This is a genomic window from Alcaligenes ammonioxydans (assembly GCF_019343455.1).
GTDB classification, from domain to species: Bacteria; Pseudomonadota; Gammaproteobacteria; order Burkholderiales; family Burkholderiaceae_B; genus Alcaligenes; species Alcaligenes ammonioxydans.
In genome coordinates this window covers 2,358,760-2,377,029 of record NZ_CP049362.1, presented here as the reverse complement: position 1 = coordinate 2,377,029, position 18,270 = coordinate 2,358,760, and the positions used below count along the sequence as shown (strand labels likewise).

Here is an 18,270-nt window from a genome sequence, read left to right as displayed (position 1 = left end):
CGGGATGCCTAACCCGCCTGACGCTCCAGCATTTCATCCAATGTTGCGTAATAGCTCATGGACGCATGGCGCAGGTTCGTGCGTACATGCTCGCGCGCCTGTTCCGGGTTCTTGTCCAGAAAGGATTGCAGGATGCCACGGGTTGCCTGCATGGATAGCTCCCGATAGCGTGTATCGCGCAAGGTGGCCAGACGCACGGCTTCCACGTGATCGCTCAGACGCAGAATCATGGTGCTCAAGTGCGGGTTGGGGCACAGGGTGATCCAGCCTTCCCGAAACGCATCGTTGGCAATCATGTATTGCATGGGGTCTGCCGCGGCATGGGCTTTTTCGGCTGCATTGGCGGCCTTGTTCATCAGGGCCAGTCCTTCCAGACTGGCTTGCAGGCAGGCGGCGGCAGCCGCTTCAGGCTCCAGCAACATCCGTATTTCAAAAATCTGCGCAATATCAGCCGGGGTGAAGCGCCGCAGCATGAAGCCGCGCGAGGTGCCTTCCAACAGCCCTTCGTTGGTCAGTTGCAGCAAGGCTTCGCGCACAGGCATGCGTGAGACCTGCAGCTCAGCTGCAATTTCGTGGTCGACCAGGCGATCGTCATAGCGGATGTCACCACTGCGCATGCGGCTGCGCAGGTGTTTGTAGACCTGCTGGCGTATGTTCAGTTTGGGGGCGGCAGGCTGGTTTTTACTCATTGGATTTGGGCAAGACGGTGAACAGGCAGTCGACGTGCCGTCCCTGTGCACAGCAGTGTTTCTCCTGCACCTGGACGTGCTGATCGTAAATCAGTTGGCCGACGGCTGTAAGCATACCAACGATAGGCCGGCACAGGGGCCGATCATGGGCGCCAAATCCTTTGGCAAAGGGGCTGTTTGTCACGCGGACCTGTAAACCGCCTGCGCGCTGCGTTTGAATATCCCAGTTTCCCCAGCCCAGTTGTGCCGAGATGTGGGCAATGCTGTTGAGCAAAGCCTGCGGGTCGTGATGGATAGCTTCCCAGTAGGCCTTGGCGGACAAACCGCCTTGCTCCCTGACAGCCTGTCCCAAGGCGTCCAGCGCCTGTGTGCGAGCGGGCTCATCCAGCCGGCGAAACAGCCCCATCAACACGTCGGCACGCAGCATCACGTAGCGCCGATCGGCATCCAAAATCTGGCCCTGAGCCGTATCCCAGTTCAATCTGTCTCTAAATTTAGTCATTTTTCATAAAAAGTATATTGTTTTGTTTTCTGATAATAGATTGATATTAAAGAAAATAAATTATAGGGAAAACCATTATCCATTTAATTTAAGAATAAACTATATACTTTTTGCGAGGCGGATTGACGCTGGAATGAAGTCATAACAAAAGGGGACAAATGGTGAAAGCGTTGCGAAAAAGCGTGATGGGCCTGGCCTTGGGAGCGGCCTTGATGATGGGGTGGGGAGCGGCCAGCCAGGCAGCGGGAAGCGAGTTGAAAATTGCGTTCCCCGTGGATATTCCCTCCTGGGATCCGACTTCGGTCACTTTTCCTGCTGGTCAGTCGATTTACAAGGCCGTGTTTGACTCCCCCCTGTTTGTGGGTGACGACTTGCAGGTGGCACCACGCCTGATTGAGTCCTGGGAATGGGTGGATGAGCAAGGCAAGGCCTTGAAGGTGAAGCTGCGCGACAAGGTGAAATTCCACGACGGCAGCGATATGACGGCCGAAGATTTGAAGTTCACCTTTGATCGTGCGATCAACAAGAAAACCCTGGCACTGAATGGCATGCTGCCCACCTTGAAGTCGGTGGAGGTGACCGGCCCGCTGGAAGCGATTATCCATTTCAGCTCGCCCACCCCAACGGCTCCCAAAGGTTTGGCCTTTTTGTCGGCCTATATCCTGCCCAAAGCCTATTTCGAAAAGGTCGGGGAGGAGCAATTCCTGAAGCGTCCGATTGGCGCAGGCCCGTACAAGCTGAGCGATTATCAGCGGGGTTCCCGCATCACGCTGGAAGCCTTTGAGGACTACTGGCAAGGCGCGCCCGACTTGAAGCAGGTCGTGTTTGAAATTGTGCCGGACTCTTCAGCGCGCGTCGCAGCGGTTGAGTCGGGTCGGGCAGATGTCTCGGTTCAGATTCCGGTGCGCGAAATCAGCCGTCTGGAAAAGAATCCCAAGCTGGAAGCCAAGGTCTACCCCTATAGCGAGATCTACATTTTGCAAATGCCCAGCTATGTAGACAGCTTCAAGGATGTGCATGTGCGTCGTGCCATGAACATGGCAATCGACAAGGCCGGCCTGTCCCGTGCCTTCTACAAAAATGTCGCCCAGCCCTTGTCGGTTCTGGCCACCAAGGGCTCGCCCGGAGATGTACCTGATCTGAACATTCCTTTCGACAAGAAAGCGGCGGTTGAGGAACTGGCCAAAGCGGGCTACAGCACGCAAAACCCGTTGACCATTACCTTGTATTCCACCAATAACACCTTCCCCTCGGATTATGACCTTGCCCGTGCGGTGGCGCAGATGTGGAGCCAGATTGGCGTGCAGACCACCGTGGAGGAAATTACCGTGGCCAAGTATTTGGAGCTGAGCCATTCGTCCAAATTGACGGGGGTGATGCTCTATAGCTGGGCCAATGCCACCGGTGATCCGGAAATTTTTACCGGCCGTATTCTGGACCCGCGTCTGCGGTTTTCCACCTGGAAGGAGGAGCGTCTGGCAGGCACGCTTGATGAGCTGAATCGCCAGATGGACGAGGAAAAACGCGTAGCGGGCTATCAGGCCTTGAACCGCGAAGCGGCCCAACAAGCATGGAGCCTACCGGTCCTGCAGTCCATTTCCACCATTGCCTACAAGAAGGGCCTGAAGCTCAATACCTATCAGACCGGCTACATTCTGCCGCAAGAGTATTCCTGGCAGTAAACCGTTCATGCACCCCGCAGCCTCAGGCGGTGGGGTGACCTACCGGGCTCCCCCCGGACGTATTTTCTCCTGCGGTTCTTTTCATGAAAAACGTTTGCTTCCTGATGGCGCGCAAGCTCGTCTTCGTGCTGGTGACGGCGTTTGTGCTGTCCATGATTGTGTTCTTCATGCTGCGCGTCATTCCAGCAGATTCGCTGGGCATGATGCTGCCGCCTTCGGCGACCGAGGCCGATGCGCAGGCGCTGCGTGTCGAGCTGGGCATGGATGGCTCGGCCTTGCACCAGTACCAGGTTTGGTTGAGCGGTGTGTTTCGCGGCAATCTGGGTAACTCCATCTTCTTTCATCAGCCGGTGACTGGCTTGCTGGCCCAGGCTTTGCCACCCACTTTGGAGCTGGTCGGTGTCAGCTTGCTGATGGCCTTGTTGATCTCGATTCCCGGCGGCATTGTGTTGTATCTGCTGGATAAGAAGAAGATCGAGTTCGTGGCCGATTTTGTGCTGGTCTTGCTCTTGTCCGTCCCCTCTTTTCTGTGGGGCATCATTTTGATCGTGGTGTTTGGCGTGCTGTTTCCGGTGCTGCCTTTTATGGGGCGCATGGAAGGCACGCCCGTGGTGGACGGCGGCACGGGTTTTCTTTTGCTTGATCTGCTGTTGCGGGGGCAATGGCAAGCCTGGTGGGATGCCTTTTCCCATCTGCTCTTGCCGGCCTTGGCGTTGGCGCTGGCATTTAGCCCCATTGTGATTCGCGTGCTGCGCTCCAGCCTGATCGAGACGGCTACCAGCCAGTACGTGAACGTTGCGCGTTTGCGCGGTGTACCGGAGTGGCGGGTGTTGCTGGGGCATATGCTCAAGAATGCGGCGCTGCCCACTTTGACCTTGATTGGGGTGCAGTTTGGTTTTCTGTTTGGCGGCACCTTGCTGATCGAAGTCATTTTCTCTTTCCCCGGCATCGGCAATCTGATGGTGCAAGCCATCAAGAACCATGACCTTCCCCTGATTCAGGGGGTGGCCCTGGTGTTCTGTCTGATGGTGCTGGTCGTCAACTTCTGTGTCGATGGTTTGTACAGCGTTATGAATCCACGTTTGAGGTCTGCATGAGCACGCATTCACCTTCTTTCTGGCAGGCGCGGCTGCGGCCGGTGCTGGCCCATCCCAAGGTGCTGATTGGCGGCGTCCTGGTTCTGATCTTCTCGCTGGTGGCCTTGTTTGCCCCTCTGTTGGCGCCTAATGATCCCAATGCCCAGGATCTGCTGGCCACACTCTTGCCCCCGGCCTGGCAGGAAGGCGGGTTGGCTCAGTACCCCTTGGGCACGGATGGCCTGGGGCGTTGCATTTTGTCCCGGCTGATTTATGGCAGTCGCGTGGCCTTTCAGGTTGCCGTGACGGCAGCAGCGGGCACGATGATTCTGGGTACGGTGCTGGCGATCTTGGCCGGCTACCTGGGCGGCTGGTTCGATCGGGGTGTCAGTTCCCTGGTCGTGTTGTGGATGGCTTTTCCGCCCGTGGTGTTTTCCATGATGCTGATGGTCGGTCTGGGAACCGGTTTGTTCAATGTGATTCTGGCTGTGGTGCTGGTGGACTGGACCCGTTTTTATCGCGTGGTCCGGGCCGAGGTTCTGGTGGTGCGCCAGCGTGACTATGTGTATGCGGCACATCTGCTGGGTTTTTCGCACCTGCGTATCATGCTGCGCGAAGTGCTGCCCAGCGTGGCGCCCTTGATCGTGACCCTGTTCAGTCTGCAGATGGGGGTGGCCATTGTGGTCGAAGCTATTCTGAGCTTTGTCGGGCTCTCTGTTCCTTCGGATGTGGTGGCCTGGGGAGTGATGCTGGCCGATGGCCGTGACCAGATTTATCAGGCGGGCTGGGGACTGATGGCGCCTGTGATCGGCATTGTGTTTGCAGTGCTGGGTTTTAATTTGCTGAGTGATGGCTTGCGTACCACGCTCGATCCTCGGCTCAAGCAACGGGGAGCACACTGATGAGCGTGCCGGTGATTGAATTCAAGCAAGTCAGTGTCTCGGTGCCGGTACAGGGGCAGTCGGTAGAGCTGTTGCGCAAGGTGTCGTTTGCGGTGCAGGCAGGTCGTACCTTGGGGCTGGTCGGAGAGTCTGGTGCAGGCAAGAGCATGATAGGGCGGGTGATCTCGGGCATGTTGCCCAGCAATCTGCGTTTGTCCTCGGGGCAGGTCTGTTTTCAGGGCTCGGTGGTGACGGGCGCACAAATGCGCCGCCTGCTGGGTCGCAAAGTGGCCTTTGTCCCGCAGGAACCCTTGTCCTCGTTAAATCCGGTGCTGACCATACGTCAGCAAATGTTCGAGCACCTGGCTCGACTGGGTATTCCTCGTGCATCGCGTGAACAATACTGCCTGGAGCGTCTGCATGAAGTGGGGCTGCCTGATCCGCCGTCCATGCTGGGACGCTATGCCCATGAGCTTTCTGGAGGGCAGTGTCAGCGTATCTTGATTGCCATGGCCTTTTCCGGCGACCCCGAACTGATTGTGGCCGACGAACCCACTACAGCCCTGGATGTGATTACCCAAGCGCAAATTATCCGGATTTTGCGTGAGGTTCAGCAGCGTCACCAAACTGCCGTAATTTTGATTACGCATGACTTGCGCATGGCCGCCCATGTCTGTGACGAGGTCGCCGTGTTGTACGCCGGAGATGTGGTTGAGCAAGGTCCTGCCGCCGATGTTCTGGACATGCCCTTGCATCCGTATTCCTGGGCCTTGAAAAATGCGACGCCGGCCTTGAATGGCCCCTTGTATGCCTTGCCTTCTTTGGCTGACATCATGCCGGGTTTGAAAGACATGCGGGATTTGCCCGGCTGTCGTTTTGCGCGGCGTTGTCCTACTCGAAATGCAAGCTGTGAACAACGTCCGCCCGCGTTGGCACCGGTCAAGCCAGGCCACTGGGTAAGTTGTGCCGGTCCCTGCATGACGGGTGATGTGGCGGCGCAAGGCCAGTTGCATGTCTTGCCGCAAGCGCCGTCTGAAGAGTTGGCCCCATTGGTGGAGTTTCAGAATGTGGAGCGCAGCTACCGAGTGACGCGCAATGGTCGCCGCAGCCTGATGTATGCCTTGCGGCCCCTGTCCTTGAGCGTACGTCCCGGCGAGATGGTCGGTGTGGTGGGCGAAAGTGGCAGTGGCAAGAGTACCGTCGCCCGTTTGATGGTGGGTTTGCTGCAGCCCAGCGGTGGGCAAGTGCTGGTGCAGGGCCAGTCCCGGGAGCAGTTTGCCAAAGGCCAGGGCGCGTCCTTGTCGCAGACGATTCAGATGGTGTTTCAGGACCCTGATTCGGCTCTCAATCCACGTCGCAGCGTTCAGCAGCTGGTTACGCAGGTTCTGGAGTTGCAGCCGGGCATGACACCGGAGCAGCGCCGCCTGAAAGCGGACGAGTTGATGAAGCAGGTCGGCCTTGCCCAGGATGCCGGTCTGCGTTTCCCCGCGGAGCTGTCCGGCGGACAAAAGCAACGGGTGAACATCGCCCGCGCCTTGTGTGTGCAGCCGCGTTTGCTGGTGGCCGATGAGATTGTGTCGGGACTCGATGTATCGGTGCAGGCTTTGATTCTGAATCTTCTGTTGCGTCTGAATAAAGAACTGGGCGTGGCGGTGGTGTTCATTTCTCACGATCTGTCCGTGATTCGCTATCTGTGTACACGGGTGCTGGTAATGAAAAACGGCGAAGTGGTGGAGCAGGGCAATACCGCAGAGGTATTTGCCGATCCGCAGCACCCCTATACCCGCGTTTTACTGGGCAGCGTGCCGCCAGACGACTCCAGCCAGATCTGGCCCGCGCCCCTGGACGGCCCGCGCCAGATGCCTGGTGAGATCGCGCCCGCTCTCGTACCCGCCATGGCGGTCTGAATCCCGTTTTACTCGTATTTACAGGAAGCACTATGAGTTATGCCAATAACGAGGCCGCCTTGTCGGGCCTGACCCAGGATCATCAAGTCCATCGGGATGCCTATCTGGACGAGGACGTTTTTCAACTTGAAATGGAACGGCTGTTCAGCCGTGCCTGGCTCTATGTGGGCCATGAAAGTCAGGTGCCCAAGACGGGCGACTATGTTTCGGTGACCCTGGCGCAAAGCCCTGTCATCATGCTGCGTCATAGCGATGGCTCGGTGCGGGTGGTGATGAATCGTTGCGCCCACAAAGGCGCCAGACTGGTCAGTGAATCCAGCGGCAATGTGGGCAAGATGCTGCGTTGTCCCTATCACGCCTGGACCTATAAGCTGGATGGCTCGTTGCTGGCCGTACCGCTGAAAAATGCCTATGAAAACACGGAGTTTTCACAGTGTCCGGCCGCTGGCGGCCTGTCCACGCCGGGGGCGGTGGAAAGCTATCGCGGCTTTGTGTTTGCCCGTCTCAGCAAGGAAGGGTTCAGCCTGCAAGAGTATTTCGGTGATGTGCTGCAGGCCTTGGACAATATGGCGGATCGTTCTCCGGAAGGGGAGTTGCAGGTGGCGGGCGGTTCGATTCGAACCGTCATCAACTGCAACTGGAAGATGTACATGGAGAACATCAACGACACGGTGCATCCCATCTCTACCCATGAGTCCGCCTCCAGCTCGGCAGCCAAGGTGGGTGAAGTCTTCAAGGAAGAAGACCCTACCGCGCTGGAGCAATTGCTGCCCTTTGGCTCGGGCTATGACTTCTATTCCCGTATGGGTGTGGAAACGTATCCGAATGGGCACAGCATTCTGGGCACCAAGTTCAGCATTCATACCGATTACTCGGGCATTCCGGGCTATGAGGCCATGATGAAAAAGGCCTGGGGCGAGGAAAAAGCAGGTCGGGTGCTGGGCTTCAATCCGCAGAATGTGGTGTTTTATCCCAGCATGGCGGCCAAGGGGTCGCCGCAGATCATCCGTGTGCTGCGGCCTTTGGCAGTGGACCGGACCTTGCTGGAAGTGTGGGTGTTTCAACCCAAAGGGGCACCGCGTGAAATGCTGGATCGTGGTCTGAGCTATAGCCGTCTGGTCTATTCGCCCATGAGTGTGGTGGCGCACGATGATGTGCATTTGTTCGAGAGCCAGCAAGCCAGCCTGAAAGCCCAAGGCAATCCGTGGGTGAATCTGCTGCGTCAATACGATGCGCAGGAACGCGAGCAGGACAAGGGCAGTTTCGACGATGCCAATAACGAATGGGTCATACGTAACCAATACCGTGCCTGGAAACAAGGCATGAAGCAGCAGGAGCAGGAATGATGGGGATAGCGCATGAGCAGGGCCCACGGATTGGCCAAGTGCAGGCTGCCCAGCAAGGTCAGCAACAGCAACAAGTGCATCCGCAGCAAAGCCAGGAGCAAGGTCGGCGTCTGGACCAAACGACGAACCTGCAACAAAGCCTGCAGAACTTCGTATGGCAAGAGAACGCCTTGCTGGATGAAGGACGTTTTGATGAATGGTACGAGCTGTTTGCGCAAGATGGCTTGTACTGGATTCCGGGTGAATCCGGGCAGGAAAGCCCCGACGGACGCATGTGCATTGCTTTGGAAAACCGCATGTTGATGCGCTTGCGTATCGACCGCCTGTCGCATCATCGTGCCTTTTCCTTGCAGCCCGGCGTGCGTGGTCTGCGCGTGATTCAAAACCCGCGTGTTCAATCTGAACATCCTGACGAGGATGGCTGCTATTGCGTGCGCACCAATCTGATTTATTCGGAGTATCAGAAGCAAAAAACCGAGATTCTGCCGGCTACTGCCTCCTACCGTTTGCGCGCCGTCGATCAGGACTGGGAGATCGTGGAGAAGCGAGTGGACTTGTTGAGTGTGGATGGTTATTTGCCCACCATTCAGCTCTTCATTTAGGCGGCCTATGCACATGACTGACACGACACCCCGCTATCGCAGCCTGTCTTGTGAGGACATGGACGACAGCATGGCTTACCGCCTGCTGACGTCCCTGATCGTGCCGCGCCCGATTGCCTGGGTTTGTAGCTTGGAGGAGTCGGGCAGTGTGAATCTGGCCCCCTTCAGCTCCTTTAACTACGTGGCGCACAGCCCGCCGATGCTGGCGATCAATATCAACCGCAATGAGGACGGCAGCCTGAAGGATACGGCCCGTAATTTGCAGGCGAATAAGGAATGTGTGGTGCAGTTATGCCGCCAGTCCGATCTGGCTGCGGTTCATGCCAGTGCGGCAGCCTTGCCCCCCGGTCAGAGCGAGGTAAAGGAGTTGGGCATGAATCTCGTGCCCAGCCAGCATGTGTGTGTGCCCCGTCTGGATGGGGCAGCCGTGCAGATGGAGTGCAAGTTGGATCAGGTGGTGGATTTGGGGCGAGGTGTGAACCAGCTGCATATTCTGGAAGTGCTGGCTTTCCATGTGGATTCATCCTTGATGGACGAAAAGGGGAAAGTGGATCTGGAGGTGTATCGGCCTTTGGCTCGGTGGGCTGGGCCGTATTATTGCGAGCGGGGAGGGATTTTTCAGCCTTGACTTCAATGATGGGCCGTTGTGAGCCTTCTGCGGTTCGTTTTTGGTGGACAACCAGAGCCGGTCCACAGCAGCGTACGTTGCGGGGCTGAGGCCTTTACCAAATGTGCGACGGACCCTACCCCTTTGGGATAGCCATAAAAAAAACCGCCTTGTGGGCGGTTTTTTTGACTACTGAGCAAGGCGCAAAACTTAATAAACGCCTTGATGACGCATGGCACTGGCGACTTTGACAAAGCCGGCAATATTGGCGCCGTTAACGTAGTTGATGAAGTCATTTTCTTGACCATAGTTCACACAATTTTCGTGGATGTCACGCATGATGGAGTGCAGCTTTGCGTCAACTTGTTCACGTGTCCAGTTCAGGCGCTGGGCGTTTTGACTCATTTCCAGACCAGAGACGGCAACCCCGCCGGCATTGCTGGCTTTGCCGGGAGCGTACAGAATCTTGGCGTGAATAAAGGCATCGACCGCATCCAGCGTGCTGGGCATATTGGCACCTTCTGCCACGCAACGCACACCATTTTTGATCAGGATTTCAGCATCTTTGCCGTCGAGCTCGTTTTGAGTCGCGCAAGGCAGGGCGATGTCGACCGGCACATGCCAGGGGCGTTTGCCTTCTTCAAAAAGCAGGCCATGTTCTTTGGCGTAATCCACCAGACGACCACGCTGAACGTTCTTGACGTGCATCAGGGCAGCCAGTTTTTCGCGGGTAAAGCCGTCCATGTCCACCACGCAGCCTTGCGAGTCGGAAACGGTAACCACTTTCGCGCCCAGATCCAGACATTTTTCAATGGCGTACTGAGCCACATTGCCCGAACCGGACACTGACACGGTCATGCCGTCAAAGGACAAGCCTTTGCGAGCCAACATTTCCTGTGCGAAGTAGACGGTGCCATAACCGGTAGCTTCGGGACGAATCAAGCTGCCGCCAAAGCACAAATCCTTGCCGGTGAACACACTGGCCGCGCTGTTGGACAGTTTTTTCATCATGCCGGCCATAAAACCCACTTCACGCGCGCCTACACCGATATCACCGGCTGGAACGTCGGTGTCCGGACCCAGGTGACGGTACAACTCAACGATCAGGGCCTGGCAAAAGCGCATCACTTCGCCGTCTGATTTGCCCTTGGGGTCGAAGTCCGAGCCGCCTTTGCCGCCGCCCATGGGCAAGGTGGTCAACGCGTTTTTGAATGTTTGTTCAAAAGCCAGGAACTTCAGAATGGACAAGTTCACCGAAGGGTGAAAGCGCATGCCGCCCTTGAAAGGACCGATGGCATTGTTGTGCTGAATACGGAAACCGCGATTGACCTGAACCTGGCCACGATCATCTACCCAGGAAATACGGAACTGGATAGCGCGCTCGGGTTCGACCAGACGCTCGAGCAGACCATGATCGGCGTACTGGGGGTTTTTCTCGATGAAGGGCCACAAGCTGGTCATCACTTCCCGTACGGCCTGCATGAATTCAGGCTGATGAGGGTCGCGGGACTGTACTCTGGCTAGGAACTGTTCTAGAGAGATAGATTTCATTGCAAGCGAACTCTGTTTGCAATACTGAGATTTCGAGTGGAACTCAGCAGATTGAAAGAATGGATGCACGGGAATGCACCCGATCATACGCCCATCGCAAGCAAGCCTCTCGTATAGAGAGGCTTGCGCAGGATGTTCGATTTACTTCTTCATCATGTCGAAGAATTCGGAGTTGGTCTTGGTAGCCCGGATTTTGTCCAGGATAAACTCCATGGCTTCAATTTCATCCATCCCATGGATGAATTTGCGCAGAACCCAGACCTTTTGTAGAAGGTCGGGCTTGATCAGCAATTCTTCACGACGTGTGCCTGATTTGTTCAGGTTGATGGCAGGGTAAATGCGTTTCTCGGCCAGACGGCGCTCCAGATGGATTTCGGAGTTGCCGGTACCTTTAAATTCTTCATAGATGACTTCGTCCATACGGCTGCCGGTCTCGATCAGGGCAGTACCGATAATGGTCAGGGAGCCACCTTCTTCCAGATTACGGGCAGCGCCAAAAAAGCGTTTGGGGCGCTGCAGGGCATTGGCGTCCACACCACCGGTCAATACCTTGCCGGAAGCAGGAACCACGGTGTTGTAGGCGCGCGCCAGACGGGTAATGGAATCGAGCAGGATCACCACGTCTTTTTTCAATTCAACCAGGCGCTTGGCCTTTTCAATGACCATCTCGGCCACTTGCACGTGACGCGTGGCCGGCTCATCAAAGGTCGAGGCCACGACTTCGCCGCGCACGGTGCGCTGCATTTCGGTCACTTCTTCCGGGCGCTCGTCCACCAGCAGGACAATCATGGTGGCCTCGGGGTAATTGGTGGTGATGGCATGAGCGATGTGCTGCATCATCACGGTTTTACCCGACTTGGGACTGGCCACGATCAGGGCGCGCTGGCCTTTGCCGATAGGCGAGAAGATATCCAGGATACGACCTGTGATGTTTTCCTCGCTTTTGATGTCGCGCTCCAGCCGCATGGGCTGGTCCGGATGCAGCGGCGTCAGGTTTTCAAACATGATGCGGTGTTTGATGGCCTCGGGCTGCATGCCGTTGACTTTGTCCACCTTGACCAGGGCAAAGTAGCGCTCGCCATCTTTGGGGGTACGCACTTCGCCTTCGATGGAGTCACCCGTGTGCAGATTGAAACGGCGAATCTGCGAGGGAGAAATGTAGATATCGTCTGTGCTGGCCAGATAAGAGGTCTCGGGCGAACGCAGGAAACCGAAACCATCAGGCAGGACTTCAAGCACCCCGTCACCGAAAATCTGCTCGCCTTTTTTGGCGTGCTTTTTCATGATGGCAAACATCAGCTCTTGCTTGCGCAAGCGGTTCGCGTTGTCGATTTCCAGAGTGGCAGCCATTTCTAGCAGCTGCGAGACGTGCAGAGCTTTTAATTCGTTCAGGTGCATGGGTGTGGGGAAGGGCTTTCAGCAGCAGACCGCAGGCCAGCATAGGGCCTGCGTGCGGTTAATCAGAGATTACAGGGAGCTGTCGAGAAACGCGCTAAGTTGGGACTTGGAAAGTGCGCCGACTTTTGTCTCGGCCACTTTGCCGTCTTTAAACAGCATGAGCGTTGGAATACCGCGAACACCGTATTGAGCGGGGGTGTCGGGATTTTCATCGACGTTGAGCTTAGCGATGATAACACGACCTTTGTACAGTTCGGCCGCCTCATCGAGCAAAGGAGCAATCATTTTACAAGGACCGCACCATGCAGCCCAGTAATCGACCAGAACGGGAAGGTCGGCTTTGAGGACGTCAGACTCAAAAGAGGCGTCCGTAATATGTTTGATGGAGTCGCTCATGGCTAGATACAAAAAAAGAGAGATAACGAAAAACTATACGGGTGGCGTGACCTGAGCACAATGTATTCTACGGCCATTTGCCACGGTCTTGTTGCCAATTTTTGACAGGATACCACTGCGTCTGCCTGATAATGTGCATTCGCCGCGCAGTGCGCGTCAATAAAGCGTTTGCCCATTGGCGCCTAAGCACTCGTAAAATAGCGTTTTTCTGTACGATCTACCGGGAATCAAGTTGTCTACTACACGTTACGACGAATCTTCTATACGGGTGCTCAAAGGGCTGGAACCGGTCCGCCAGCGCCCGGCCATGTATACCCGCACGGACAATCCCCTGCACATTGTGCAGGAGGTCATCGATAACGCGGCCGATGAAGCGCTGGCCGGTTTTGCACGCACCTTGACGGTTACCTTGCTGGAGGATGGCGGCATACAGGTCGAGGATGACGGGCGGGGGATTCCCGTTGGTCTGCATCCTGAAGAGAACGCGCCGGTGGTGGAGCTGGTGTTTACCCGGCTGCATGCGGGGGGCAAGTTCGACAAGCTGAACGGGGGCGCCTACGCGTTCTCCGGGGGGTTGCATGGGGTGGGCGTATCGGTGACCAACGCCTTGTCGCGCCGTCTGGAGGTGCTCGTCTGGCGGGATGGTCAAGCCAATGAGATTGTGTTTGCCGATGGCGAGTTGCAGCAGCCCCTGACCCAGACGGGGACGGTGGGCAAGCGCAAGACCGGAACCCGGGTGCGCGTCTGGCCCGATCCCAAATACTTCGACTCCGCTCAGATACCCCTGGCCCAGCTGACTCATATCCTGCACAGTAAAGCAGTGTTGCTGGAGGGGGTGACGGTAGAGCTGGTGCAGCAAAAGACCGGCCAGCGTCAGCAGTGGCGCTATGAGGACGGATTGCGCGGCTATCTTCAGGAAGAAATGCAGGGCGTGGAGCTGTTGGTGCCCTTGTTCGAGGGCCGCCAGTATGCGCCGCAGGATGACGATAATTTCTCCCCGGGTGAAGGAGCCCACTGGGTGGTGGCCTGGACGCTGGAGTCCCAGATTGTGCGTGAGTCTTATGTCAATCTGATCCCCACCCCGGCGGGAGGCACGCACGAATCGGGCTTGCGTGATGGCCTCTACCAGGCGGTGCGTAGTTTTGCCGAACTGCACAGTCTGATTCCCAAGGGCGTCAAGCTGCAGGCCGAGGACGTGTTTGCCCGGGCCAGCTTTGTGCTCTCGGCCAAGGTGCTGGACCCGCAATTTCAGGGGCAAATCAAGGAAAAGCTCAATAGTCGTGACGCCGTGCGTCTGGTCAGTGGTTATGTGCGCAACGCACTGGAACTGCATTTGCATGCGAATGTGGACCAGGGTCGCAAATTGGCTGAAGTGGCGGTGCGTCAGGCCCAGGCCCGTACCCGCTCGGCTCAGAAAGTGGAAAAACGCAAAAGTTCGGGCGTGGCGGTCTTGCCGGGCAAGCTGACGGATTGCGAGTCCCACGATCTGGACAATTCGGAGCTGTTTCTGGTCGAGGGTGATTCGGCCGGCGGTTCCGCCAAAATGGGCCGCGACAAGGAGTTTCAAGCCATTTTGCCGCTGCGCGGCAAAGTGCTCAATGCCTGGGAAGTGGACCGGGACCGGCTGTTTGCCAATCAGGAAATTCACGATATTTCCGTGGCCATCGGCGTGGACCCGCACGATGCCCAGTCCGAGCCGGATTTGTCCGGTTTGCGCTATGGTCGCATCTGCATTCTGTCTGATGCGGACGTGGACGGCTCGCACATTCAGGTGCTCTTGCTGACTTTGTTCTTTCGCCACTTCCCCAAGCTGATCGAGGCTGGTCACGTTTATGTGGCGCGTCCGCCCCTGTTTCGCGTCGACGTGCCTGCCGCCGGCAAGCGTGCGGCCCGCAAGATTTACTGTCTGGATCAGGGCGAGCTGGATGCGGTTTTGGAAAAGCTGCGTAACGAGGGCATACGTAACGAGTCCTGGAGCATCAGCCGCTTTAAAGGGCTGGGTGAAATGAGCGCGGAGCAATTGTGGGATACCACCATGAATCCCGATACCCGTCGTTTGTTGCCCGTGCATTGGGGAGAAGACGGCTTGAGCGGCACGCAAGCCATGTTCACCATGCTGATGGGCAAGGGCGAGGCCTCTGCCCGCCGTGCATGGTTGGAAGAAAAAGGCAATTTGGCCGATCTGGACGTCTGAGCCCGACTTAAGAGTTATTTATGGACAGCAATCAATTGGATTTTGAACCGGCGGGATCGGACGATGGCATCACGCTGGCAACTTACGCGGAACAGGCTTACCTGGATTACGCCGTTTCAGTGGTACGCGGACGTGCGTTGCCCGACCTGACCGATGGCCAGAAGCCGGTACAACGCCGCATTCTGTACGCGATGGATGCCATGGGCCTGGGCCCAACGGCCAAGCCCGTGAAATCGGCCCGTGTGGTGGGGGATGTGCTGGGTAAGTATCACCCGCACGGTGACCAGGCCGCCTATGACGCCATGGTGCGTATGGCGCAGGATTTTGTGCTGCGTTATCCCCTGGTGGATGGGCAAGGCAACTTTGGCTCGCGCGACGGTGACAATGCTGCGGCCATGCGTTATACGGAAGCACGCTTGACCCCGTTTTCCCGTCTGCTGCTGGATGAGCTGGACGAAGGGACGGTGGACTTCATTCCCAACTATGACGGCAGTCAGAAAGAGCCGGTGACCTTGCCGGCACGCTTGCCCATCATGCTGCTTAACGGTGCATCGGGCATTGCCGTGGGGATGGCTACGGAGATTCCGTCTCACAATCTGCGTGAAGTTGCGCAAGCCTGCGTCAGCCTGTTGCGCAATCCGAATTTGAGCGATCAGGAAATCCACGAGATCGTCCCCGGCCCGGACTTTGCCGGTGGTGGTCAGATCATTTCTGCCGCTGCTGATATTGCCGCGGTGTATGCACAAGGTCGTGGCTCGATCAAGGCCCGAGCCCGCTGGGTGTTTGAGGAACTGGCTCGGGGGCAATGGCAGCTGGTTGTCACGGAATTGCCACCCGGCAGCTCTTCTCAGCAGATTCTCGAGGAGATTGAGGAGCGCACCAACCCCAAGGTCAAGGCCGGCAAGAAATCGCTGAGCACCGAGCAGCAGCAAACCAAGGCCTTGATGCTGAACATGCTCGATGCCGTGCGCGACGAGTCGGGCAAGCAGGCGGCGGTGCGTCTTGTGTTCGAGCCCAAATCCCGCACCATTGACCGGGACGAGTTCGTGACCACCTTGCTGGCGCAAACCAGCCTGGAGCGCAACGTCTCCATCAATCTGGTCTGCATTGATACGGATGGCCGCCCCGGCCAGCGCTCTTTGCGTCAGATCCTGCTTAACTGGCTGGAGTTTCGTCGTCATACGATGGAGCGTCGTACCCGCTACCGTCTGGACAAAGTCACTGACCGGATTCATGTCCTGCAAGGGCGCATGGTGGTCTATCTGAATGTCGATGAGGTCATTCAAACCATTCGTGAGTCTGATGAACCACGCGTTGCGCTGATGGAGCGCTTTGATCTGAGCGAGCGTCAGGCGGACGACATTCTGGAAATGCGCTTGCGTCAGCTGGCGCGTCTGGAAGGCTTCAAGATCGAAAAAGAGTTGCAAGAGCGTCTGGATGAACAGCAGTCCTTGCAAAAGCTTCTGGATGATCCCAAGGCCTTGAAGCGCTTGATGATTCGTGAAATCGAGGCGGACGTCAAAACCTACGGCGATGATCGTCGTACCTTGATTGAAGCGGCCGAGCGCGCCGTGCTTGAGACCAAAGTGGTTGATGAACCGGTGACGGTCATCGTGTCGCGCAAAGGGTGGTTGCGTTCGCGTCAGGGACACGGCCATGATGCCACGCAGTTCAGTTTCAAGACCGGCGATGGCTTGCGCGATGCACTGGAATGCCGCAGCACCACGGATCTGGTTGCCATCGGCACGGATGGACGGGTCTATACTGTGCCCGTTTCCAGCCTGCCTTCGGCTCGAGGCGATGGGCAGCCCATTACCTCCATGATTGATGTGAGCCCCAGTGCGCCGATCGAGCACATTTTGGGGGCCGCGCCGGAGCAGAACTATGTGCTGGCAGCCAGCGATGGCTACGGCTTTGTTGCCTCACAGGGCGATATGAACACCCGACAGCGGGCGGGCAAGCAGTTTGTTACGCTTGAAGAGGGTAAAAAACTGCTCAAACCCCTGGCCTTGCGCCCCGACGATCTCTATGTGGGGCTGCTTAGCGAACAGGGACGTTTCCTGGTCGTGGACATCAAGGAGCTGAAAGTCCTGTCCAAGGGGGGGCGTGGCACGGTGCTGATCAAGCTGAACGAGGGAGACACGCTGAGTCAATGGGTAGCCTTTGGGGAAACCGGTCTGGCGGTCAGTGGAGTGCATCGCAAGCGTGCGTCCACCATTGTGATGGACCTGGATATGCTGGCCATGTATCTGGGCAAGCGCGCCGGCAAGGGCAAGACCCTGTCGCTCAAATTGAACGAGCCCGTGCTGCATCGGCCCGACCTGGCCTGAGTGTATATTGCCGCCGGAGGTTGGTCCTCCGCCTGATGGATTTCTTTGTAGAGTGTTGGATATGAGTTTCAAAGTCACGGTTCAGCCCAGCGGGCACAGTTTTGATGTACAGCCTGGCCAGTCGGTGCTGGATGGCGCGCTGAATGCAGGGATTGTCCTGCCCTATAGCTGCCGCAACGGCACATGTTCATCTTGCCGCGGCAAGGTTATTGACGGGCAGTACGATGCCGGTCGGGCGCCCGAGCAATTGCTCAGCCAGGAGGATCTTGCTGCTGGCTATACTCTGTTTTGTCAGGCCAAGCCCAGCAGTGACCTGTTGATCGAGTCTCATGAGATTCGCATGGCGAGCGATATTCAGATCCGGAAGATGCCCTCGCGCGTAGTGGGCCTGGAAAAAGTGCGGGATGATGTCATGATCGTCCGTCTGCAAATGCCGTCCTCCGAACCATTTCGCTACTATCCGGGCCAGTATCTGGAGTTCATTCTGAAAGACGGCAGCCGTCGCAGTTACTCGATGGCGACGCCGCCTCGGGAAGATAATCAGGTCGAACTGCATATCCGTCACATGCCCGGTGGCGTGTTTACCGATCACGTCTTTGGTGCCGGCGCCACCGCCATGAAAGAGCGCGAGATTCTGCGTGTGGAAGCACCTTTGGGTTCTTTCTTCCTACGAGAAGACAGTGCAGCACCGATGGTTTTCCTGGCCAGCGGCACGGGTTTTGCTCCTATCAAGGCGTTGATCGAACGCCTGATTCAAACCGGGAGCCAGCGTGAGGTGGCTCTGTATTGGGGCGGTCGTCGGCCCAAGGATCTGTACCAGTCCGAATTGGCCGAGAAATGGGCCAGCGAATTGCCCAATTTGCGTTTCATTCCGGTGATCTCCGACGCCCAGCCAGAAGATGGCTGGACAGGCCGCACGGGCTTTGTGCATCAGGCGGTATTGGCTGATTTGCCGGATCTGTCGGCCTGGCAGGTGTACGCCTGTGGCGCGCCGGGCATGGTTGAAGCGGCCCGCAAGGACTTCGTGGAACAGGCTCGCCTGAATCCGGATAATTATTTTGCAGATGCCTTTACATCCTTGGCAGACGTCAAGTAAGCGTCTTGAACAC

Annotated in this window: 15 protein-coding genes; 10 read left to right on the top strand and 5 right to left on the bottom strand. The window is 57.0% G+C overall.

Going from position 1 to position 18,270, the window contains the following annotated elements:
* Positions 1-8 precede the first annotated feature (8 nt).
* Both FE795_RS10930 and FE795_RS10925 read right to left on the bottom strand, forming a co-directional pair.
* Positions 9-689 carry a GntR family transcriptional regulator gene (locus tag FE795_RS10930; RefSeq protein ID WP_003799251.1) on the bottom strand — a complete coding sequence of 227 codons (681 nt, stop codon included), beginning with the start codon at positions 687-689 and terminating at the stop codon, positions 9-11.
* Entirely contained in the window at positions 682-1,191 is a 510-nt protein-coding gene (locus FE795_RS10925; RefSeq protein WP_230406172.1) for a 4-vinyl reductase, read from the bottom strand. Before FE795_RS10925 ends, FE795_RS10930 begins: the two co-directional genes overlap by 8 nt.
* A gap of 158 nt (positions 1,192-1,349) precedes the next feature.
* Here FE795_RS10925 and FE795_RS10920 point away from each other — a divergent pair, with 158 nt between their 5' ends.
* The 7 genes from FE795_RS10920 to FE795_RS10890 all read left to right on the top strand — a co-directional run bounded on the left by FE795_RS10920 (position 1,350) and on the right by FE795_RS10890 (position 9,313).
* Positions 1,350-2,873, top strand: coding sequence for an ABC transporter substrate-binding protein (locus FE795_RS10920; protein WP_003799254.1), 1,524 nt, complete (start codon positions 1,350-1,352; stop codon positions 2,871-2,873).
* A gap of 83 nt (positions 2,874-2,956) precedes the next feature.
* Entirely contained in the window at positions 2,957-3,970 is a 1,014-nt protein-coding gene (locus FE795_RS10915) for an ABC transporter permease (RefSeq protein ID WP_059318839.1), read from the top strand.
* Positions 3,967-4,851, top strand: coding sequence for an ABC transporter permease (locus FE795_RS10910; RefSeq protein WP_003799258.1), 885 nt, complete (start codon positions 3,967-3,969; stop codon positions 4,849-4,851). Before FE795_RS10915 ends, FE795_RS10910 begins: the two co-directional genes overlap by 4 nt.
* The gene (locus FE795_RS10905; RefSeq protein ID WP_131070678.1) at positions 4,851-6,737 is read left to right on the top strand and encodes an ABC transporter ATP-binding protein; all 1,887 of its coding nucleotides are present in this window, start codon (positions 4,851-4,853) and stop codon (positions 6,735-6,737) included. The genes FE795_RS10910 and FE795_RS10905 overlap by 1 nt, the downstream gene beginning before the upstream one ends.
* 32 nt (positions 6,738-6,769) lie before the next feature.
* Positions 6,770-8,083, top strand: a complete 1,314-nt coding sequence (locus FE795_RS10900) for an aromatic ring-hydroxylating dioxygenase subunit alpha (protein WP_003799263.1) — start codon at positions 6,770-6,772, stop codon at positions 8,081-8,083.
* Complete coding sequence (locus FE795_RS10895) at positions 8,080-8,685, top strand: aromatic-ring-hydroxylating dioxygenase subunit beta (protein WP_131070677.1); 606 nt, start codon at positions 8,080-8,082, stop codon at positions 8,683-8,685. Before FE795_RS10900 ends, FE795_RS10895 begins: the two co-directional genes overlap by 4 nt.
* Positions 8,686-8,698: 13 nt before the next feature.
* Positions 8,699-9,313, top strand: coding sequence for a flavin reductase family protein (locus FE795_RS10890; protein WP_165477515.1), 615 nt, complete (start codon positions 8,699-8,701; stop codon positions 9,311-9,313).
* A 189-nt stretch (positions 9,314-9,502) separates the two neighbouring features.
* Here the strand turns inward: FE795_RS10890 and gdhA are convergent, their stop codons facing one another.
* From gdhA to trxA, 3 genes are all read right to left on the bottom strand, one after another.
* Positions 9,503-10,843, bottom strand: coding sequence for an NADP-specific glutamate dehydrogenase (gene gdhA, locus FE795_RS10885; RefSeq protein WP_003799268.1), 1,341 nt, complete (start codon positions 10,841-10,843; stop codon positions 9,503-9,505).
* Between the two features lie 141 nt (positions 10,844-10,984).
* On the bottom strand, positions 10,985-12,241 hold the full coding sequence (rho, locus tag FE795_RS10880) for a transcription termination factor Rho (RefSeq protein WP_003799272.1): 1,257 nt from the start codon (positions 12,239-12,241) through the stop codon (positions 10,985-10,987).
* A 69-nt stretch (positions 12,242-12,310) separates the two neighbouring features.
* Positions 12,311-12,637 carry a thioredoxin TrxA gene (gene trxA, locus FE795_RS10875; RefSeq protein WP_003799275.1) on the bottom strand — a complete coding sequence of 109 codons (327 nt, stop codon included), beginning with the start codon at positions 12,635-12,637 and terminating at the stop codon, positions 12,311-12,313.
* Positions 12,638-12,869: 232 nt separating this feature from the next.
* On the opposite strand from trxA, the gene FE795_RS10870 reads away from it, so the two are divergent.
* From FE795_RS10870 to FE795_RS10860, 3 genes are all read left to right on the top strand, one after another.
* Positions 12,870-14,831 (top strand): DNA topoisomerase IV subunit B, encoded by a 1,962-nt coding sequence (locus FE795_RS10870; RefSeq protein ID WP_039942892.1) that lies wholly within the window; start codon positions 12,870-12,872, stop codon positions 14,829-14,831.
* A gap of 20 nt (positions 14,832-14,851) precedes the next feature.
* A complete protein-coding gene (gene parC / locus FE795_RS10865) occupies positions 14,852-17,161 on the top strand; it encodes a DNA topoisomerase IV subunit A (RefSeq protein ID WP_131070675.1) in 2,310 nt (769 codons plus the stop codon).
* A gap of 61 nt (positions 17,162-17,222) precedes the next feature.
* Complete coding sequence (locus FE795_RS10860) at positions 17,223-18,257, top strand: CDP-6-deoxy-delta-3,4-glucoseen reductase (protein ID WP_131070674.1); 1,035 nt, start codon at positions 17,223-17,225, stop codon at positions 18,255-18,257.
* The last annotated feature ends 13 nt before the right edge of the window (positions 18,258-18,270 follow it).